The following is an 18,541-nucleotide window of genomic DNA, read 5'->3' as shown; positions in this document are numbered from 1 at the left end:
GGATAATACGCCAATATCCCATCTGTTAGATCATGATTTTTAACTCGTTTTTATTCATGATATGATATGTAAATACATACCATGTACCACAGTACTAAATCGACGGAGACTCCATGGCTCGTGGCGGCATAAACAAAGCAGTCGTTCAAACGGCACGCCTGGCGATCCTCGCCCGCGGCGAAAACCCCAGCATCGATGCGGTACGCATCGAAATGGGCAATACCGGCTCGAAAACCACGATTCATCGCTACTTGAAGGAACTGGACGAGAGCGAAACGCGGCAGACCATCACCGAAGCGCCCATCGACGATGAACTCGGCGAACTGGTGGCACGGCTTGCCCAGCGCCTGAAAGAGAAAGCCCAAGAGCCCATCGACCTGGCCCTGGCGCAATTCGAGCAACAGAAAACCGCCCTGCTCGCCCAGCTCGAAACGCTGCAAGCAGCCCACAACCAACTGCAACAGCAATTCGATATCCAGGCCGCGGCCCTTGCCGAAGAAAGCGCAGCCCTGCAAACCACCAGCACCAGCCTGCAGACCGAACAAACCCGTAACGCCGGGTTGAGCCAGGCATGCAGTGACTACGAGCTGCGCATCAGCGACAAGGACGAACAGATTCGCTCGCTGGAAGACAAACACCTGCACGCCCGGGATGCGCTGGAGCATTACCGCAACGCCATCAAAGAACAGCGCGAACAGGAGCAACGACGCCACGAAGGCCAGGTGCAACAGGTCCAGGCGGAACTGCGCCAGGCCCAGCAGAGCGCCATGGTGCGCCAGGACGAGATCACCCAGTTGCACCGCGACAACGAGCGCCTGCTGATCGAACATCGGGTGACGGTGAAGGAGTTGGCGGCACTGCAGGAGCAAGTGCGCAAGGACCAGGCGCAGCAACTCAACCTGAGCGAACAGCTGAAGCAGATCGACAGCGAACGCACCCTGCTCCAGGAACGCCTGCGGGTCGCGGTGCAAGACAGTCAGTCACGCCAAGCCGCGCTGAGCGAATTCCAGCAGGCCAACAAGGCGCTGGAGCTGGACCTGATCAAGGCTCAGGCCAGCATCGAGGCGTTGCGTCTGACAGCCGCCGTTGCAGCGACCGCCGAGGCAACGCCCAGCACCTGATCAGTCGGCCACGGGCGTTCGCATGGTGACGAACTCTTCGGCCGCCGTCGGGTGTACGCCAATGGTTTCATCAAAATGCTGCTTGGTCGCGCCCGCCTTGAGCGCGATCGCCAAGCCCTGCACGATTTCCCCGGCGTCCGGGCCGACCATATGGCAACCCAGGACCCTGTCGGTGTCGGCGTCGACCACCAGTTTCATCAGGGTTTTCTCCTGGCAGCCGGTCAATGTCAGCTTCATCGGCCGGAAACGGCTTTCGAAAACCTTCACCTTATAGCCTTTGCCCTTCGCATCTTCCTCGCTCAGACCGACCGTACCGATGTTCGGCAGGCTGAACACGGCCGTCGGGATCATCGCGTAGTCCACCGCACGATACTGCTCCGGCTTGAACAAGCGACGCGCCACGGCCATGCCTTCGGCCAGGGCCACTGGGGTCAACTGCACGCGACCGATCACATCGCCAATCGCCAGGATCGACGATTCGGCGGTCTGGTACAGGTCATCCACTTCGACAAAACCGCGCTTATCCAGTTTGACCCCGGTGTTTTCCAGGCCCAGGTTATCCAGCATCGGCCGACGGCCGGTGGCGTAGAACACGCAGTCTGTTTCCAGCACGCGCCCGTCTTTGAGGGTGGCCTTGAGGCTGCCGTCGGCTTGCTTGTCGATCCGTTCGATATCGGCATTGAACTGCAGATCCAGGCCACGCTTGGTCAATTCTTCCTGCAGATGCTTGCGCACCGCACCGTCAAAACCGCGCAGGAACAAGTCGCCGCGATACAGCAAAGACGTCTGCGCACCCAAACCATGGAAAATTCCGGCGAACTCAACGGCGATATAGCCACCGCCAACCACCAGCACGCGCTTGGGCAGCGTTTTGAGGAAGAACGCTTCATTGGAACCGATCGCGTGCTCATGCCCCGGTATCTGCGGGATCTGCGGCCAGCCGCCGGTCGCGATCAGGATGTGCCTGGCCGTGAAGCGCTCGCCATTGATTTCCACCTGATGCGGATCGACCAGTCGCGCATGCCCTTCATGCAGGGTCACGCCGCTGTTGACCAGCAGGTTGCGATAGATGCCGTTGAGGCGGTTGATCTCACGGTCCTTGTTGGCGATCAGGGTCGCCCAGTCAAAGTTCGCCGCCCCCAGGGACCAGCCGAAACCGCTGGCCTGCTCGAAGTCTTCGGCAAAATGCGCGCCGTAGACCAGCAGTTTCTTCGGCACGCAGCCGACGTTCACACACGTGCCACCCAGGTAGCGGCTTTCCGCCACGGCCACCTTGGCGCCAAAACCGGCGGCAAAGCGCGCAGCACGAACACCGCCGGAACCGGCGCCAATTACATACAGGTCAAAATCGTAGGCCATTTCACTCTCCTCGGCAGGCAATCAGCATACCGACTTAGTTGGGGGTGAAAAACGAAAAAGCCACCCGAAGGTGGCTTTCTCTTACAACAGGCGGGCAACCGTGAATCAGTAAGCCTTGCCAGTCTTGTAGAAGTGCTCGTAGCAGAAGTTGGTCGCTTCGATGTAGCCTTCGGCGCCACCGCAGTCAAAACGACGACCCTTGAACTTGTACGCGATCACGCAACCGTCTTTGGCCTGCTTCAACAGGGCGTCGGTAATCTGGATCTCGCCACCCTTGCCCGGCTCGGTTTCTTCGATCAACTTGAAGATGTCCGGGGTCAGGATGTAACGACCGATGATCGCCAGGTTCGACGGAGCATCTTCAGGCGCTGGCTTCTCGACCATGTCGCGCACGCGGATCAGGCCATCGCCGATGTCGTCACCGGCGATCACGCCGTACTTGTTGGTTTCTTGAGGATCGACCTCTTGAACCGCGACGATGGTGCAACGGTACTTCTGGTACAGCTTGACCATCTGGGTCAGTACGCCGTCGCCTTCCAGGTTCACACACAGGTCGTCGGCCAGTACCACGGCGAACGGTTCGTCACCGATCAGCGGACGGCCGGTCAGGATGGCGTGGCCGAGGCCTTTCATCTGGGTCTGACGGGTGTAGGAGAACGAGCACTCGTCGAGCAGCTTGCGGATACCGACCAGGTATTTTTCCTTGTCGGTGCCTTTGATCTGGTTTTCCAGCTCGTAGCTGATGTCGAAGTGGTCTTCCAGCGCGCGCTTACCACGGCCGGTGACGATAGAGATTTCATTCAAACCGGCATCCAGAGCCTCTTCGACGCCGTACTGGATCAGTGGCTTGTTCACCACCGGCAGCATCTCTTTGGGCATGGCCTTGGTCGCTGGCAAGAAGCGAGTGCCGTAACCGGCTGCTGGGAACAAGCATTTCTTGATCATATGGGTCCTTACAAAGGGCTGTGCGTACGGAATTCGGCGCAGTCTAATCAGGCCGCAGTCACCTTACAATGGGTCCTGCTGGCGTTGCGATGTCATCATAGAGAAAAAATGTCGGCGTAAGTTCCGCTAATCCTACAAAGAGCTTCACCAATACCCCGACAAAAACAGCGTAGCCCTGTGGCTTGAAAAGGGCTGCAACCCTTTTAGCACGCTTCGGCGCCGCAAACATTGACCTGGAATAACTTGGGCGGTGGCGCGACAATTGGCGCTATCATTACGCCCTTGAACCAGACTACGAGATTGTTAATAGATGTCAGAACCCAAAGGCGTGAACGGCTACCTGATCACTAAGCGAGCGGACGGTTGGCACCTGATCAACTTCCACGGCGACAGCGTCGCTGGCGCATTCGCGACCGAGAGCCAGGCAACTGCGGTTGCAGAAGTGTTTGTGGATGAAGCGGGCCACGCATCGAGCAAGCGACCGAAGGGCAAGTAAGCCTTGGAAGCTGCGTAAAAAAGCCCCGGTGAACGGGGCTTTTTTGTATCTTTTGTATAACCCTGGAATAGGCTTACACCTGACTTTCAGGACGAGACATGTCTATACGTAGATGGCAGTTCGCTATAGTCTCGTCGAAACGCCCCACGACAGTGTCAGCGCACCCTCCAACACCCTCGATGATGAACACATATGAACAAGATTCTGGCACTCACTGCAGTATTGGCGCTCGCCGGCTGCACGACCACGTCTGATGTCTACCTGAAAAACGGCGAACAAGGCCTGACCATCGACTGCTCGGGCGAAGCCAATTCCTGGGCCAGTTGCTACGAAAAGGCCGATGCCTCTTGTGCGGGCACCGGCTACCGTATCGTCGGTACCGAAGGCACGCCTTCGCTCAAGGAAAGCGAAAAGACCCTGGGCCAGGACGTGGGCAACTTCAAAAGCCGCAGTGTGGTGGTGGTCTGCAAGTAAGCGTTACGTCTACAGCTGGATATCGGCAAACTTGATACCCAGGCCACGGACGGTCTCCACCAGCTCATCCAGGCGCGAGAAAGATTCGACTTCATCCTGATCGTCCACCAGGAAAAAACTGCGACCGCCGCTTTTCTTGAAGAATACGATCCATTCCCCGAGGTCAGCCGGGTTCTGGATGATGTGAGTGGCCGATATCTGACCTTCGGCCTGGCGAGCCCTGACGTGTTCACGCTTCATGAAAGACTTCCCAAAAAAGACACATGCCGCACAAACCGAGGGTTTGCGCGGCATTTTTGCGTTGATTGGGCGTGAGTCTAACGGATGCCCTGCCCAATCAACACGCCTTCTACGGTTTGGCCGTAGAGATTGACCCCATCGTTGGCGTGGAATTTGACCCGGGTTTTCTCCACGGAACCGTCAACCAGCCGCGGGTCCTGCGGTCGCTCGTGGCTGTTGACGTAGGCCGCCACGTCCCAGGCTTGCTGGTCGCTCAGGCTGCCACCCTTGCCCAGCGGCATGTTGTGCTTGATGAAGGACGCCGCAGTATTGATGCGGTGCATGCCGGCGCCCCAATTGTAGGAGTCCTTCCCCCACAACGGTGGCATCACGTAACTGTCACCGACCTTCTGGCCCTGCCCTTCGGGGCCATGGCAGACGGCGCATTGCCCTTTGTAAACCTGCGCGCCCCCGGACAGGTCATAACCCTTGGCCGGTTGGGCCACGTCGGGATACCCACGGCCTGGTAACTCCACGCCCAACGGTGCTTTGCTGGCCAGCCAGTAGGCGTACACCGAGAGCGCGGTAATTTCGCGACTATCAGCGGTCGGCGGCGTACCGCCGTTCATGCTGAATTGGAAACACCCCTGCAAGCGCTCGGCAAAGGTGTTGACCTTGTCGTTCTTCTTTCGATAGGCCGGATACATCGGGTAGGCGCCCCACAGCGGCGCCGAGTTGGCCAGGCGGCCCTGATCCAGGTGGCAGTTGCTGCAGTTGAGCCCGTTACCGACGAATGTCGGCGCCAGGCGCTTGGTATCCACGAACAACGCGTAGCCCTCCTTGACCAGCTTGCCGTAGGCATTGTCAGGCAGCTCGCTCTCTTGGGGCGGCTGGAATTGACTGACAGCCGCATGGCCGGCAGAAGGCTGCAACTGCGACTGGTCTTCCATGGCGATCGTAGCGGCGTGGGCGGACGGCAGACCCAACAGTCCTAGAACTAAAACAAACGGGCTCATGGCTTGGCCTCCAGTTTCAGTGAGGCGAAATACTGGGCCACGCCCTGTATTTCATCCGGCGTCAGGGATTTTGCGATGTGGCCCATCAGATCATTCGGGTCGTTGTGACGGGTGCCGTTTTGCCAGGCCGTCAGCTGTGCTGCCAGGTAGGTGGCAGGCTGACCGGCAAGAGGCGGGAACGTGTCGCCGACACCCGTACCGGCAGGACCATGGCAACTTGCACATGCCGGAATCTGCCGCTCCCAGGCGCCCTGCTGGGCAAGCTTTTGCGCAGCACCGATAGGCATCTCGCTGCGATGGATCGGTTGCGGGACGACGCCTGGCATCGCCGCCAGCGCCTGGCTGACAGCGTCGATCTCAGCGTCAGTGAGGGCATTCGCCAAGGGTTGCATCACCGGGTTGGCACGCGTGCCGCGCTTGAAGTCTTCCAACTGTTTACGCACATACAGGGCCGGCAACCCCGCCAACCTGGGGAAGCCCGCGGCGGCGAGCCCCGCGCCATCGGCGCCATGGCAGGCTACGCAGGGCATGGCGCCCGGCTGCGAGCCACCCTCGGTGAATATCTTCTTCCCATCCAGCGCGTGGGCATTGCCCAGCAGCAACATCAGCGCACTGCCTATCAGTACTCGTTCCAGAGACATCATCACGGCTCCATTTTTTATAGTTATATATTTAGGCGTTTATGTCATAAGCCTACAAATGGTAGGAGAACCTTCCCGCCGCGACAACTGCGAAAACGCACCACCAAAAAAAGCCCGACACTGCAACGGCAGGTCAGGCTTCTTTATCGGATTCAAACGGACCGTGTAAACGCGCGGCCTCAGCCGGAAATGCAGTCCTCCCCGGCCTTCTTCACATCGCCCGGGCGGATCGGCACATTGGACATGCTCTCGTAGAGCTTGATGCTGCTGCCGCTGGAGCGCTCGTCAATCTCGAAAATAGCCGACGGGTCAGCGGAGAATTTCTGCGGCACAATCACCTGCACGCCGTCTTTATGCGGCTCGATCTGCGGCGGCCGGCGGGTAGTCGACAATTTGCGTACCACACAGGCGGCATATTCCTGCGGTTTTTTCCCTGAAATGACCGCCAAGGTCGGGGGGGTCTGCTTGATATCTGCAACCGAAGCACACCCACCAATCGCCAAGGCCAGAACCAACACACTCCACTTCATATAAAACCTCCGATAAAGACCCTAGGACAGCGGGGATGGTAATTTTCTCCCGCCAACGTAGGATTTATCCCTGATAACTCGGTAAATAACTGTTTTAAATTGTCGAAGTCGTCGACGACGGCCCGATAATAAACGCGCTGGGGCTGATAAACTCTATCTTAACCTACGTATCGTTCTGATTTTTCAGAAAAAGCCCTTCTGGAGACACCCGCCCATGAAATTCATCCACCAGCGTGAGCACCTCAACGAGGGAGATATTGTCGTCATCGAATGCTCACAGACTTGTAATATTCGTCTGATGAGCGATGCGAATTTTCGCAGCTTCAAGAATGGCGGCCGTCACACCTACCACGGCGGCGCGTTCGACAAGTTCCCGGCGAAAATCACCGCGCCGAGCACCGGTTTCTGGAACATCACCCTGGACGTTGTGACGCGCCGCGCCATCAGCGTTACCCGCAAACCTGCGCTGTCCCACAAGATCCGCATCGTTCGTCGCACCAACAGCAAATTGAGCTGACCCGAACACTCGACAGGAAAAAAGCTGTGACCACGACCAAATACGTCATCAAGTACAAACTCAACGGCGAACGCCGCTTTGAGTTTGCCCAACTGCACAGCAACAGCGTCGAAGAAGCCAAGCTAGTACTGGCGAAGATTCACGACGCCAGCGATGAAATCACTGACATCAACGTGAGCAAGGCGCTGTAAGCCCATGCCTGGCCCGACCGTCGACCTGTTCGCCGACGACGCCCTGCAACAACCCGCAGGGCGTGAGCAGATTGGCGAACAGTCCCACGTTCTGAGGGGCTATGCCCTGCCCTGGATTGAGCATCTTCTGCCAGCGTTGCGCTGCGTGCTGGCTCAGTCGCCGTTTCGGCAAATGGTCACGCCCGGTGGTTTCACCATGTCAGCCGCGCTGAGCAGTTGCGGAGAACTGGGTTGGACCACCGATCCCAGCGGCTACCGCTACACCGCGCTTGACCCGCGCAGTGGCCACCCCTGGCCAGCCATGCCCGAAACGTTGCGCCAACTGGCGGCACACGCGGCGACCGACGCCGGGTTCAGCGATTTTGTGCCCGATGCCTGCCTGATCAACCGTTATGTGCCGGGGGCGAAGATGTCGTTGCACCAGGACAAGAACGAACGCTGCTATACCGCGCCGGTGGTTTCCGTGTCGCTGGGGCTGCCGGCGATCTTCCTGTTCGGCGGCCATGCACGCAGCGACAAGTCGCAAAAAATCTCGTTGTTCCATGGCGATGTGGTGGTGTGGGGCGGGGTCGATCGTCTGCGCTTCCACGGAGTCATGCCGGTCAAGAACGGCACGCATCCGGTCATGGGCCCGCAACGCATCAACCTGACCTTTCGCACCGCCGGCTGATTTGACCGCAAGCTTCAGAGTGCCAGGCCGCCGCGACACGACTAATCTGGCCGTGACCCGTCATGAGAGCAGGCAATGAATAACGAACATGACCCGCGCTGGGCAGCGATCCTCGCCCGTGATCCTCAGGCCGACGCGCTGTTTGTCTATGGGGTAAAAACCACCGGTGTGTATTGCCGCCCCAGCAGTGCCTCGCGCTTGCCGCGCCCGGAAAACGTCGAATTCTTTGAGACACCTCAACAGGCCGAGGCGGCAGGCTATCGCCCAAGCAAACGTGCGACCGGTGACCAGACGCAACGCGCGGCACGCCATGCGGAGCTGGTGGCCAACGCTTGTCGGCAGATCGAACACGCCGAAACCCCGCCCAGCCTCGACCAACTGGCTCAGCAAGCCGGGCTGAGCCCGTTCCATTTCCATCGCGTGTTCAAGTCAGTCACCGGCCTCACCCCCAAGGGCTATGCCAGCGCCCAGCGCTCACGCAAAGTGCGCAAGGGGCTCAAAGGTCGCAACACCGTCACCGACGCGCTGTATGACGCCGGCTTCAATTCCAACAGCCGCTTCTATGAATCGGCGGACCAACTGCTTGGCATGAAGCCAAGCGATTACAAAGCCGGCGGCACGAATACTCACATCCATTTTGCCGTCGGCCAATGTTCCCTCGGCGCGATTCTGGTGGCGCAAAGTCATCGCGGCGTGTGCGCGATCCTGCTGGGCGACGAGCCGGACACGCTGGTGCGCGACCTGCAGGACCAATTCCCCAACGCCGACCTGCTGGGCGCCGACCCGGCCTTCGAACAGTTGGTCGCCCAGGTGGTGGGGTTTATAGAAGCCCCGGCCCTGGGCCTGGACTTACCCTTGGATCTGCGCGGCACGGCCTTTCAGGAACGGGTGTGGCAAGCCTTGCGCGACATCCCGGTGGGCAGCACCGCCAGCTACGCGCAGATCGCCGAACGAATTGGCGCGCCCACCGCCTTTCGGGCCGTGGCCCAGGCCTGTGGCGCCAATCGCCTCGCAGTAGCGATTCCCTGCCACCGCGTGGTGCGCAGTAATGGCGAGTTGTCGGGCTACCGATGGGGGGTGGAGCGCAAGCGCCAGTTGCTGGAACGCGAGCGCGACCGCTAAAACAGCACGCGCCACAACACGAAACCCAGGCTGCGTCCAGTGAATAAAACAGACTGGCCGGACGCCAAGGGCCCTGCTAAAACAGCGAAAACTCTTACCAACGCTGGAGACGCATCCCATGAGCACCTGGCCAGACACGCGCATTCTCGATCTGCTGGGCATCGACGTACCGATTATCCAGGCGCCCATGGCCGGTGCGACCACCGCGCAAATGGTCATCGCCGCCAGCGAGGCCGGCGCGCTCGGTTCGATGCCGGCGGCGGCACTGAGTATCGAGCAATTGCGCGCTGCGTTGAGCACTATCCGCCAGGCCGGCACGCGGCCGATCAACGTCAACTTCTTCTGCCATCAACCGCCCGAGGCGGACGACGCCCGTGATCGACGCTGGAAAGACCTGCTGCAACCCTACTACCGCGAACTGGGCGCCGACTTTGATGCACCGACGCCGGTGACCAACCGTGCGCCGTTCAACGAAGCGGCTTGTGAAGTGGTGGAAGCGTTCCGTCCCGAGGTGGTCAGTTTCCATTTCGGTTTGCCGGAAAAATCCCTGCTCGACCGCGTCAAAGCGACCGGCGCCAAGGTACTTTCATCGGCCACAACCGTCGAAGAAGCGATTTGGCTGGAACAGCATGGCTGCGATGCGATCATCGCCATGGGCCTTGAAGCCGGCGGCCACCGCGGTATGTTTCTCAGCGACGACCTCAACAGCCAGATCGGCTTGATGGCGCTGGTGCCGCAGATCGTCGACGCCGTGAGCGTGCCGGTGATCGCCGCCGGCGGTATCGCTGACGCGCGCGGCATCGCGGCCGCCTTTGCCTTGGGTGCTTCGGCGGTGCAGATCGGTACCGCCTACCTGTTGACCCCCGAAGCCACGGTCAGCCCCTCGCACCACCATGCATTGCGCCACGCCCAGGCCAGCGAAACCGCGCTGACCAACCTGTTCACCGGCCGACCGGCGCGCGGCATCGTCAACCGGGTGATGCGAGAACTCGGCGCGATCAACCCGCTGGCCCCGGCCTTCCCCAGGGCCGGCGGTGCGTTGCTGCCACTCAAGGCCAAGGATGAAGCCGGCTTCAGCAACCTGTGGGCGGGCCAGGCGGTGGGCCTGCGGCATCCGTTCGCAACCCGCGAGCTGACCACCTGGCTGGCAGAACAAGCCTTGAGCCGGCTGTCTCGGTAACGCACGTCAGATCAGTATCGGCTCTGCGGGTGGAAGGCCGCTGAGCCGACGTTCATGCAGCGGCGTCAACACGGTAAACCGCTGTTGGCGCAACGCACAGATGCCATATACGACTCGGGCAAAGTGTTCGTTGCTGTCGTCATAGGGCTGGCTCGCCATGATCAGCGCGAAACAGCATTCGGCCTGGCGCTCCTGGGCCATCTTGCGGATCAATCCCAACCCTATCCCCAGCAACGCCCGGCTACTGGTCATGGTCAGTCGCTCATAACCGGAGCTGCGCTGGTGATGACACTCGCGCTGCTGGCCCCGGGCGAGCTGTTCATACAGCGTGTCCAGTTCAGCGGCGGTGTATAAATCCACCGTCGCCTGCTCGCCTGACACATGAAGTTCCAGTTGCTGTTTAAATAACAGTCGCCACGCATCGTCGTCGATTCCGGCCCGCACCGCGACCCAGTCGACACAATCGACCAGCGCGTTTTGCGCGCTCGCGAGCGTGCTTGGCAAACCGGCCTGCAGGGCTTCGAGGTGGATCAATGCCTGGTTGACCAAGTCTGCCTCCTCAGCCATCACGCTCTCCATCAGTTCTCGATAGCCGCCCCATGGTTCGTTACGCCATGCCTGAAGGAAGCCCAGCATCAAGGCCCGCAACTCACCGATCGCCTGCACGCCAATGGTGCGCCGCAATAGCCCTTCCGCCTCGTCGACCAGGCCGCTGAGGTTGCTGACTTGCGCCAGCAGTTCAGACTGATTGAAGGTCGCCGGCTCATTGAGCGATAGCGATGCATTGATCGGCAACTGGTGAAAGACCTGGGCCCAGACACGCTCCAACTGCTCGCGAACCCCGCAGACGAAATCCAGGGGAAACGACAGCACGCTGTAATCGCCGCCATTGACGAAGGGGCTCCAACTGATGCTCAGCGCAAACGCCCCGTCAACCTCCAGGCTTGCGTTGGCAAAGTCCGGATAAAACTTGTAAATCACCAACGCGCCCTCCAAGGCCGGCAACCCGCGCACGCAGTCCTCCCAGCCTTTCAACGTACCGAAATAGCCGCGACCGTTCATTGAGGCATCGAGGTCGCCCAGGCTGAAATCGACCATCGCGGTGTCCGTCGCATCCCGAATCGACAACGCAAAATGCGTTTGCGGGCGCTGATCGCCGAGTTCGGAGAAAATCAGCACGCCGACGGCCTGTGTCTCCCAGCGCTGACTGCGCAAAAAGTCGGAACAGCTTTTCGCCTCGGCATAACCGCAGGTGGCGGTTGCCTGGAGGTAACCTTTGAGTTCGGCGCCTTTGCCCCGGTCGTCGAAGGCTTTTTCCATGCGCTGGCGCAGGTCGATCAACCAGAATGGCGTGGAGACAAAAGTCTCGGACTCACTGGTCTGTTTCAACTTTATCGGGGCGTCGTAGTCTATGGGCGCATTCAGAATCGGCGCGACGGTCCGACCGCCGAGCGTCGACTGCTTGAGCAATATGCGCAACTTGGCATTGGCGCTGGGCAGATCGGCCCCCAGGTCGACCATCGCCAATAGCACCCCCAGCTTGCACTCATGGATGTAGTGGGCGTAGTCCTCGGGCCGATCGGTATTTTGCGCCAACGCATACGTAAGGCCGACATCACCGACATTGGCGATGAAGCGCGCCATGCCGGAAAGCAGCAGCGCGCCCAACCCGCTCAGAGGCCCGACGGCCGCCGTCACCAGGCCGGACACCGCACGGGCGACACTTTTGAACATCGCCAGTTTTACCCGGCGCCGCTCTTCGTCGGACGAAAACACTGCGTAGTCGACCTGCCCCTTGATATCCGCGATGGCCGCCAACTGCAATTGCGCGTTGATGTGCTGGGTATCACGAAAGGACACCGGCTCCGGGGCGAAACGCCGGTAATGGTAGCCATAGCGTTTTTTTTGCGGGAAAAAATCCTGAGGCACCAGGTTCATTTTCTGCGGGAAAGGGGAATGTTCCGCGACAAATCGCATCAACACCTCCGAGGGTTGCCCGGCGGTGGTGCTTGGTGCCCAGACCGCCCACTTGAGCTCGGTGAAGTTGAGGGATATCAGCAATGCCTTCTGTGAGTTGAATTTGAGCACAATCACATTGGGCACCACCGCTTCGTTGAATAGCAGCAGTCGCGGTTTCAACTCGCCTTTCAAGTAGCGGAACGCACACCCTCGCAAGTCTTCGTCGGCTGCATCGACTTGCGCGAGGTAGCGTGCGACCCGCACCCTGGCGAGGGCGTCACAGGTTTCGCCGAATAGTTTCTGGTAGTCGTCGCTGGCGGCCAGCGCATCGATATCCGCCAGGAAGTCAGCCAGCAACACGTCGCGCATCCCGGTCAATGTCGCGACTTGCGACGCCGGCAAGGCTTGCCCCTGCACATCCACGGCACTGAGTTTTTCCTGGAAGTACGCACGCCGTTGCGGCTCACCCAACAGCACTTGTTCAAAGGAAAAGTACTTGTAGCGTGGCGGCACGAATGCACTCACGCCAGGAGAATATGTGGGGTGGCCTATCAGGTATTTGAACTTGAATTGGCGTTCTTTTTTGAACAATTGCTGGGTGTCTTGAGGCAGACCGGACTTCTTCAGGCAGCGATCGATCAACGATTCGATATAGTCTTTGGCGATCTTGTTATTGCCTACGCTCTCCCTCAGCCCATCCCATTTTTGCCAGGCCTGGGTCGTCGTTGCCTCGGGCGTCGGGGGCGCGGTGGGGGCCTTCCAGCCGGTACGTTCGCGGGGCTGAATGCTGACCGCTATAAACAGCCGCGCGGCATCGCAGCGCACGAACCATTGATTGGGCAGCTCGCTCTGCAGCCGGATGCCGCCGTCTTCCTGCAAGACGCCGCAGTTGACCCAGGGGCAGCGGTAACTCATGTAGACGCTGAGATAGTAGTGCCAATCCGCAGCGGCGCGGCGCGAGGCCGGAACTTCTATGATGTAGCGCTCCTCATCGGCCTGATAAGGCATTGCGCTCAGGGTCACCTCGATCACTTCGTCGGCCTTCAGCGCTTGGTCGGCCAGGAGGACGGCACGGGGCGTCCAGCGCGGGAAAATACTGAAATCGGCGTCGAGCACCGCCTCGTTGAACGGCTTGACCCACAGCGTGTTTTTGCCGGGCTCATCGGAATAACGAATGAGATCGCCGCTGCGTGCGCCAATACGCATCCCCGGCCAACCGGTGCCAATCGCCCTGGGCCATTGCCCGGCCCCCAGGGAAATCAGCGGGAGATCAAACCAGATATCCGCAAGCAGGCGCTTACTGGCCCCCCACACGGAGAACAGCACCACCTCGGTCTTGAGCAAAGGCCGTGTCGCGATCGCTAGGCCACGCTCTTCCCACTCGACACTCTGGACCTGGCCTGACACTCGCAGGCTGTCGAGAAAGTATCGATGGGCCGTCAAGCGTTGGGCCAATGCCCCGTACAACTTGGGAAACAGAACATTGACCTGCACGCTGTCAGTCGATTGGTTTTTTCCGACACTCGCGCGCCAGGTAAAGCGCTTGTCGAGTATTTTCCACAGGGGCATTTCCTGGCGCTCGACAATCAACGCAGGACTTCCCGGCTCGGCCCCCTCCTCCAGGATCGAAAACTCCACCGGTATCAACGATTGCGTGGTGATCAGCGCCTTGGCCTGCGGTTCCAGTGCCGAAGCGCTGAGTACGCGGTCCAGCCAGGCCTTCACGGCGGCCTCGCTGGTAAGGTTGTTCGGGGCGCCGACGTTGATATAGGCATATTCCCTTTGCATGGCACTTGCTCCTTTGCCTGCTAAAGGAGCTGCACTATCAACGGGTTCCCATGCATTGGCTGTCAGGAGGCGGGCCGTTGCCGCCGGGAAATGTCAGCGCGGGGCCGGCGGATTCCCCTTGCCATTTTTTCGCTATATACCTATACATACACCGCTTGACCGCCCCCCCCCTGGTCCCGCAGCGCTCAATCCTGGCTTTTTTCCTTCTCATACGGAGCTATCCATGACCTTCAGCCTCCCACGCTTGATTCGCCCCGGCCTGGCGGCCGTCATTGCGCTAGTCACCGCCGCTGCGGTCCACGCCGATGAAGTCCAGGTGGCCGTCGCCGCCAACTTCACCGCACCGATCCAGGCGATTGCCGCCGACTTCGAGAAGGACACCGGTCACAAGCTGATCGCCGCCTACGGTGCCACCGGGCAGTTCTATACCCAGATCAAGAACGGCGCGCCGTTCGAAGTGTTCCTCAGCGCCGACGACACCACCCCGCAAAAACTCGAAACCGAAGGCGATACCGTCAAGGGTTCGCGCTTTACCTACGCGGTCGGCACCCTGGCGCTGTGGTCGGCGAAGGAAGGTTATGTCGATGCCAAGGGCGATGTGCTCAAGCAGAACGCGTTCAAGCACCTGTCCATCGCCAACCCGAAAGCCGCGCCCTACGGGCTGGCCGCCACCCAAGTGCTGGCCAAGGAAGGCTTGACCGAGAAGCTCAAGGACAAGCTCGTCGAGGGCCAGAACATCACCCAGGCCTATCAGTTTGTCTCCACCGGCAATGCCGAGTTGGGGTTTGTGGCCTTGTCGCAGATCTACAAAGACGGCAAAGTCACCAGCGGTTCGGCGTGGATCGTCCCGGCGTCCATGCATGACCCGATCAAACAGGATGCGGTGATCCTCAATAAGGGCAAAGACAGCGCCGCTGCCAAGGCGCTGGTCGAGTACCTGAAAGGGCCGAAAGCCGCTGCCGTTATCAAGTCCTACGGTTACGAGCTCTAAATGCCGCTATCGAGTGCCGATTTTTCCGCGATCTGGTTGACCATCAAACTGGCGTCACTGACCACGGTGATCCTGCTGGTCATCGGCACTCCGATTGCCCTGTGGCTGTCGCGCACGCGCTCCTGGTGGCGCGGGCCTATCGGCGCGGTGGTCGCCCTGCCGCTGGTGCTGCCGCCCACGGTCATCGGCTTCTACCTGCTGCTGACGATGGGGCCGCACGGTTACTTCGGCCAGTTCACCCAATGGCTGGGCCTGGGCACCCTGACCTTCAGTTTCGCCGGGCTGGTGATCGGCTCGGTGATCTATTCCATGCCGTTCGTGGTGCAGCCGTTGCAAAACGCCTTCTCCGCCATCGGCACACGCCCCTTGGAAGTGGCCGCGACCTTGCGCGCCAACCCCTGGGACACGTTCTTCAGCGTGATCCTGCCCCTGGCCCGCCCGGGGTTTATCACCGCGTCGATTCTCGGCTTTGCGCATACCGTCGGCGAGTTCGGGGTGGTGCTGATGATCGGCGGCAATATCCCGGACAAGACCCGGGTCGTCTCGGTGCAGATCTACGACCACGTCGAAGCCATGGAATACGCCCAGGCGCACTGGCTGGCCGGCGCCATGGTGGTGTTCGCGTTCCTGGTGTTGCTGGCGCTCTACTCCAGCCGTAAAACCAAGATGGGCTGGAGCTGATGCCGATGATCGATGTACGCCTGCACCTCACGTATTCCGCCTTTGCCCTGAAAGTGGACCTGCAACTGCCCGGTCGCGGCGTCACCGCGCTGTATGGGCATTCCGGCTCCGGCAAGACCACCTGCCTGCGCTGCATTGCCGGGCTGGAACGTGCCGAGGACGGTTTTGTCCAGGTCAACGACGAAGTCTGGCAAGACAGCCGCAACGGGCTGTTCGTACCGCCGCATAAACGTGCGCTGGGCTATGTGTTCCAGGAAGCGAGCCTGTTCCCCCATCTGTCGGTGCGCGCCAATCTGGAATTCGGCCTCAAGCGCATCCCGCGTGCGCAACGTCGCGTCGACACGGCCCAGGCCACCGAACTGCTGGGCATCAGCCATTTGCTTGAGCGGCATCCGCAGCACTTGTCCGGCGGCGAGCGCCAGCGCATCGGTATCGCCCGCGCGTTACTGACCAGCCCGCGCCTGTTATTGATGGACGAACCGCTGGCGGCTCTCGACAGCCAACGCAAAGGTGAAATCCTGCCGTACCTGGAACGCCTGCACGACGAACTGGACATTCCGGTGCTCTACGTCAGTCACGCCCAGGACGAGGTGGCGCGCCTGGCCGATCACATCGTGTTGCTGCGCGACGGCCAGGCCCTGGCCAGCGGCCCCATCGGTGAAACCCTGGCGCGGCTGGATTTGCCCTTGGCCTTGGGCGACGACGCCGGTGTGGTGATCAACGGCACGGTAAGCGCTTACGACGCGCACTATCAATTGCTGACCCTGCAACTGCCCGGCAGCGCCTTGCAGATGCGCGTCGCCCATACGCCGCTGGCCTTGGGCAAAGCCCTGCGGGTCAAGGTGCAGGCGCGGGACGTAAGCCTCAATTTGCAGGCCGAAGCCCACAGCAGCATCCTCAACCGCCTGCCGGTGACGGTCACCCAGGAGATTGCGGCGGACAACAGCGCCCATGTGCTGGTGCGCCTGGATGCCGGCGGCACGCCGTTGCTGGCACGGATCACACGCTTCTCCCGCGACCAGTTGCAACTGCACCCCGGCCAGATGCTGTGGGCGCAGATCAAGGCGGTGGCGGTGCTGGCGTAGCCGCGAAACCTTGTGGCCGCAGCGTCTTGCGTTGCAGTCAATCAAACAGACCGGCCTGATCTGTTTATAACCTGCTGTCCGCCGACCTGCCCCGCGACCTGCAAGAACATTACCTACGCAATGGGAGTGTCACACCTCGAGTTTTTTACAGGCGATCGAGTCCTCTCATACTTTGGTCTGGCATGACGCTGGCTGGAGGCTGGAAGCGGCCTGAGGTCATTGCGCCAGACATCAAAGCGCCTTACGGTAGTGGCCGCATAATCTCACCGAGGAACCCAGCCCGATGCTGCCTTCGTCCCAAAAGCCCTACGCCAACGTCGTACTCGCCCGTCAACAGCAATGGCGGGGTCGTGTCGGCATGATGCTGGTGGCCAGCCTGTCTGTGCTGGCGGGCATGACCGATGCCATTGGTTTCATGGCCAGTGGCGACTTTGTCTCATTCATGAGCGGCAACACCACGCGCCTGGCAGTAGCGATCAGCGAAGGTGACCTGGGCCTGACCGGGCGCCTGCTGTTACTGGTCGCGACCTTCGTGGTCGGCAACGCCTTGGGTATCGTGGTCAGCCGCATGAGCGGCCGTCACGCCCTGCCCCTGCTGCTGTGCATCGCGGCGCTGCTCTGCGGCGGCGCGCTGTGGCCGTTCGCCGATATGCTGCCCGCCTTGCTCGCAGCGATTGTGGCGATGGGCATGCTCAATGCCGCCGTCGAAGAGGTCAACGGCTTGCCGGTGGGGCTTACCTATGTCACCGGCGCGCTGTCACGCTTTGGTCGCGGGTTGGGACGCTGGCTGCTGGGGGAGCGTCGCAACGGGTGGCGCGTGCAGTTGGTCCCCTGGACGGGGATGTTCATCGGGGCGGTGATCGGGGCGCTGCTCGAGCACCGCATGGGCTTGGGTGCGCTGCTGGTCAGCGGGGCGCTGGCTGCGGTTTTGGGCCTGGTGTCACTGAAGATCCCCCGGCGCTGGCACTTGGGTTACATGCCGCGCTGATGACCTGGGAGGCTCGCCCGACGTGACGGCCTCGACATCCGTGTACTGGTAAAGAGCTATTACGTCGAGCGAGCGGGGGAATCATAGGACAATGCCCTGCGACTGTCCCGCAGGGCATTTCCTAAAAGCACTACGGCAACAGATTACAGACAAGTCGCAAGTGCGGCCAAACGGCGCTTGGCGACCATGGAGTCTTCGGCAGTGTAGTAATCGACAGAGGAACCGGCCCCTGCGCTGCGCACGTCGGCAAAGTAATCGCCGCCGGTGGTGTACACCGTGAAACCGCCCGCCCCGATCGGCTCCTTGAAGCCGCCGGCGTCGACACCAAACACCGCCTCGTCCTGCCAGCCGAACTGGATACATTGGGCAACCACCAGCGCAGCCTTGTCCGACACCAAGGTCTTGTAGGGCGTGCCGGTGCGTGCCGCGTTCATTTTCGAGCCCGCGCAGCCGGCCAGTGCTGCCAGTACCAATGCGCCAATTACCAGTTTCCGCATGCCATCGCTCCTTGGAAAAAAACGCGACTCTACCATTAGCAGGCGACACTCACGGATTATTACGTCACCCT

20 protein-coding genes are annotated in these 18,541 nt (G+C 60.6%); 12 read left to right on the top strand and 8 right to left on the bottom strand.

Annotated elements, in window-relative coordinates; translation table 11 throughout:
• The first annotated feature begins 113 nt into the window (after positions 1–113).
• On the top strand, positions 114–1,121 hold the full coding sequence (locus INT12_RS26420; RefSeq protein WP_193039834.1) for a DNA-binding protein: 1,008 nt from the start codon (positions 114–116) through the stop codon (positions 1,119–1,121).
• Here INT12_RS26420 and gorA read toward each other — a convergent pair whose 3' ends face one another.
• Both gorA and galU read right to left on the bottom strand, forming a co-directional pair.
• Positions 1,122–2,480 (bottom strand): glutathione-disulfide reductase, encoded by a 1,359-nt coding sequence (gene gorA, locus INT12_RS26415; protein ID WP_193039833.1) that lies wholly within the window; start codon positions 2,478–2,480, stop codon positions 1,122–1,124. It abuts the gene before it with no gap.
• A 105-nt stretch (positions 2,481–2,585) separates the two neighbouring features.
• On the bottom strand, positions 2,586–3,425 hold the full coding sequence (galU, locus tag INT12_RS26410) for a UTP--glucose-1-phosphate uridylyltransferase GalU (RefSeq protein WP_003212579.1): 840 nt from the start codon (positions 3,423–3,425) through the stop codon (positions 2,586–2,588).
• 310 nt (positions 3,426–3,735) lie between these two features.
• Here galU and INT12_RS26405 point away from each other — a divergent pair, with 310 nt between their 5' ends.
• Together INT12_RS26405 and INT12_RS26400 are read left to right on the top strand one after the other, a co-directional pair.
• Positions 3,736–3,921 (top strand): hypothetical protein, encoded by a 186-nt coding sequence (locus INT12_RS26405; RefSeq protein WP_017846306.1) that lies wholly within the window; start codon positions 3,736–3,738, stop codon positions 3,919–3,921.
• A 192-nt stretch (positions 3,922–4,113) separates the two neighbouring features.
• Complete coding sequence (locus tag INT12_RS26400) at positions 4,114–4,395, top strand: hypothetical protein (RefSeq protein ID WP_017846307.1); 282 nt, start codon at positions 4,114–4,116, stop codon at positions 4,393–4,395.
• A gap of 9 nt (positions 4,396–4,404) precedes the next feature.
• On the opposite strand, the gene INT12_RS26395 is transcribed toward INT12_RS26400, so the two are convergent.
• From INT12_RS26395 to INT12_RS26380, 4 genes are all read right to left on the bottom strand, one after another.
• Positions 4,405–4,635 carry a hypothetical protein gene (locus INT12_RS26395; protein WP_046383538.1) on the bottom strand — a complete coding sequence of 77 codons (231 nt, stop codon included), beginning with the start codon at positions 4,633–4,635 and terminating at the stop codon, positions 4,405–4,407.
• Between the two features lie 77 nt (positions 4,636–4,712).
• Entirely contained in the window at positions 4,713–5,630 is a 918-nt protein-coding gene (locus INT12_RS26390; RefSeq protein ID WP_026139942.1) for a c-type cytochrome, read from the bottom strand.
• The gene (locus tag INT12_RS26385; protein WP_169884347.1) at positions 5,627–6,274 is read right to left on the bottom strand and encodes a c-type cytochrome; all 648 of its coding nucleotides are present in this window, start codon (positions 6,272–6,274) and stop codon (positions 5,627–5,629) included. The genes INT12_RS26390 and INT12_RS26385 overlap by 4 nt, the downstream gene beginning before the upstream one ends.
• 176 nt (positions 6,275–6,450) lie before the next feature.
• The gene (locus tag INT12_RS26380; protein WP_046383541.1) at positions 6,451–6,801 is read right to left on the bottom strand and encodes a hypothetical protein; all 351 of its coding nucleotides are present in this window, start codon (positions 6,799–6,801) and stop codon (positions 6,451–6,453) included.
• A gap of 214 nt (positions 6,802–7,015) precedes the next feature.
• Here INT12_RS26380 and INT12_RS26375 point away from each other — a divergent pair, with 214 nt between their 5' ends.
• The 5 genes from INT12_RS26375 to INT12_RS26355 all read left to right on the top strand — a co-directional run bounded on the left by INT12_RS26375 (position 7,016) and on the right by INT12_RS26355 (position 10,481).
• The gene (locus INT12_RS26375; RefSeq protein WP_017846312.1) at positions 7,016–7,318 is read left to right on the top strand and encodes a DUF1883 domain-containing protein; all 303 of its coding nucleotides are present in this window, start codon (positions 7,016–7,018) and stop codon (positions 7,316–7,318) included.
• A 26-nt stretch (positions 7,319–7,344) separates the two neighbouring features.
• On the top strand, positions 7,345–7,509 hold the full coding sequence (locus INT12_RS26370) for a hypothetical protein (RefSeq protein WP_017846313.1): 165 nt from the start codon (positions 7,345–7,347) through the stop codon (positions 7,507–7,509).
• Between the two features lie 4 nt (positions 7,510–7,513).
• The gene (alkB, locus tag INT12_RS26365; RefSeq protein WP_193039832.1) at positions 7,514–8,179 is read left to right on the top strand and encodes a DNA oxidative demethylase AlkB; all 666 of its coding nucleotides are present in this window, start codon (positions 7,514–7,516) and stop codon (positions 8,177–8,179) included.
• A gap of 75 nt (positions 8,180–8,254) precedes the next feature.
• Complete coding sequence (gene ada / locus INT12_RS26360; protein ID WP_193039831.1) at positions 8,255–9,301, top strand: bifunctional DNA-binding transcriptional regulator/O6-methylguanine-DNA methyltransferase Ada; 1,047 nt, start codon at positions 8,255–8,257, stop codon at positions 9,299–9,301.
• A gap of 118 nt (positions 9,302–9,419) precedes the next feature.
• Complete coding sequence (locus tag INT12_RS26355; protein WP_017846316.1) at positions 9,420–10,481, top strand: NAD(P)H-dependent flavin oxidoreductase; 1,062 nt, start codon at positions 9,420–9,422, stop codon at positions 10,479–10,481.
• A 6-nt stretch (positions 10,482–10,487) separates the two neighbouring features.
• Here INT12_RS26355 and INT12_RS26350 read toward each other — a convergent pair whose 3' ends face one another.
• Positions 10,488–14,228 carry a hypothetical protein gene (locus INT12_RS26350; RefSeq protein ID WP_193059080.1) on the bottom strand — a complete coding sequence of 1,247 codons (3,741 nt, stop codon included), beginning with the start codon at positions 14,226–14,228 and terminating at the stop codon, positions 10,488–10,490.
• A 223-nt stretch (positions 14,229–14,451) separates the two neighbouring features.
• Here INT12_RS26350 and modA point away from each other — a divergent pair, with 223 nt between their 5' ends.
• From modA to INT12_RS26330, 4 genes are all read left to right on the top strand, one after another.
• Positions 14,452–15,219 (top strand): molybdate ABC transporter substrate-binding protein, encoded by a 768-nt coding sequence (gene modA / locus INT12_RS26345; RefSeq protein ID WP_046383545.1) that lies wholly within the window; start codon positions 14,452–14,454, stop codon positions 15,217–15,219.
• Entirely contained in the window at positions 15,220–15,900 is a 681-nt protein-coding gene (gene modB / locus INT12_RS26340; protein WP_017846319.1) for a molybdate ABC transporter permease subunit, read from the top strand.
• On the top strand, positions 15,900–16,985 hold the full coding sequence (gene modC, locus INT12_RS26335) for a molybdenum ABC transporter ATP-binding protein (RefSeq protein WP_413468876.1): 1,086 nt from the start codon (positions 15,900–15,902) through the stop codon (positions 16,983–16,985). Before modB ends, modC begins: the two co-directional genes overlap by 1 nt.
• Before the next feature lie 283 nt (positions 16,986–17,268).
• A complete protein-coding gene (locus tag INT12_RS26330; protein WP_017846321.1) occupies positions 17,269–17,973 on the top strand; it encodes a YoaK family protein in 705 nt (234 codons plus the stop codon).
• Between the two features lie 143 nt (positions 17,974–18,116).
• Here the strand turns inward: INT12_RS26330 and INT12_RS26325 are convergent, their stop codons facing one another.
• On the bottom strand, positions 18,117–18,470 hold the full coding sequence (locus tag INT12_RS26325; protein WP_193039827.1) for a hypothetical protein: 354 nt from the start codon (positions 18,468–18,470) through the stop codon (positions 18,117–18,119).
• Positions 18,471–18,541: the final 71 nt, after the last annotated feature.

It is taken from the genome of Pseudomonas sp. K8, from assembly GCF_014889455.1.
GTDB lineage: Bacteria > Pseudomonadota > Gammaproteobacteria > Pseudomonadales > Pseudomonadaceae > Aquipseudomonas > Aquipseudomonas veronii.
This window is presented reverse-complemented; position numbering and strand designations above follow the sequence as displayed.

Bases quoted from the DNA above. Each gene is read 5' to 3' on its own strand.
- INT12_RS26405 (WP_017846306.1), top strand. From the start codon at position 3,736: ATGTCAGAACCCAAAGGCGTGAACGGCTACCTGATCACTAAGCGAGCG.
- INT12_RS26390 (WP_026139942.1), bottom strand. From the start codon at position 5,630: ATGAGCCCGTTTGTTTTAGTTCTAGGACTGTTGGGTCTGCCGTCCGCC.
- galU (WP_003212579.1), bottom strand. From the start codon at position 3,425: ATGATCAAGAAATGCTTGTTCCCAGCAGCCGGTTACGGCACTCGCTTC.
- modC (WP_413468876.1), top strand. From the start codon at position 15,900: ATGCCGATGATCGATGTACGCCTGCACCTCACGTATTCCGCCTTTGCC.
- ada (WP_193039831.1), top strand. From the start codon at position 8,255: ATGAATAACGAACATGACCCGCGCTGGGCAGCGATCCTCGCCCGTGAT.
- alkB (WP_193039832.1), top strand. From the start codon at position 7,514: ATGCCTGGCCCGACCGTCGACCTGTTCGCCGACGACGCCCTGCAACAA.
- INT12_RS26400 (WP_017846307.1), top strand. From the start codon at position 4,114: ATGAACAAGATTCTGGCACTCACTGCAGTATTGGCGCTCGCCGGCTGC.
- INT12_RS26420 (WP_193039834.1), top strand. From the start codon at position 114: ATGGCTCGTGGCGGCATAAACAAAGCAGTCGTTCAAACGGCACGCCTG.
- INT12_RS26325 (WP_193039827.1), bottom strand. From the start codon at position 18,470: ATGCGGAAACTGGTAATTGGCGCATTGGTACTGGCAGCACTGGCCGGC.
- INT12_RS26395 (WP_046383538.1), bottom strand. From the start codon at position 4,635: ATGAAGCGTGAACACGTCAGGGCTCGCCAGGCCGAAGGTCAGATATCG.
- INT12_RS26375 (WP_017846312.1), top strand. From the start codon at position 7,016: ATGAAATTCATCCACCAGCGTGAGCACCTCAACGAGGGAGATATTGTC.
- modB (WP_017846319.1), top strand. From the start codon at position 15,220: ATGCCGCTATCGAGTGCCGATTTTTCCGCGATCTGGTTGACCATCAAA.
- gorA (WP_193039833.1), bottom strand. From the start codon at position 2,480: ATGGCCTACGATTTTGACCTGTATGTAATTGGCGCCGGTTCCGGCGGT.
- INT12_RS26330 (WP_017846321.1), top strand. From the start codon at position 17,269: ATGCTGCCTTCGTCCCAAAAGCCCTACGCCAACGTCGTACTCGCCCGT.
- INT12_RS26385 (WP_169884347.1), bottom strand. From the start codon at position 6,274: ATGATGTCTCTGGAACGAGTACTGATAGGCAGTGCGCTGATGTTGCTG.
- modA (WP_046383545.1), top strand. From the start codon at position 14,452: ATGACCTTCAGCCTCCCACGCTTGATTCGCCCCGGCCTGGCGGCCGTC.
- INT12_RS26350 (WP_193059080.1), bottom strand. From the start codon at position 14,228: ATGCAAAGGGAATATGCCTATATCAACGTCGGCGCCCCGAACAACCTT.
- INT12_RS26355 (WP_017846316.1), top strand. From the start codon at position 9,420: ATGAGCACCTGGCCAGACACGCGCATTCTCGATCTGCTGGGCATCGAC.
- INT12_RS26380 (WP_046383541.1), bottom strand. From the start codon at position 6,801: ATGAAGTGGAGTGTGTTGGTTCTGGCCTTGGCGATTGGTGGGTGTGCT.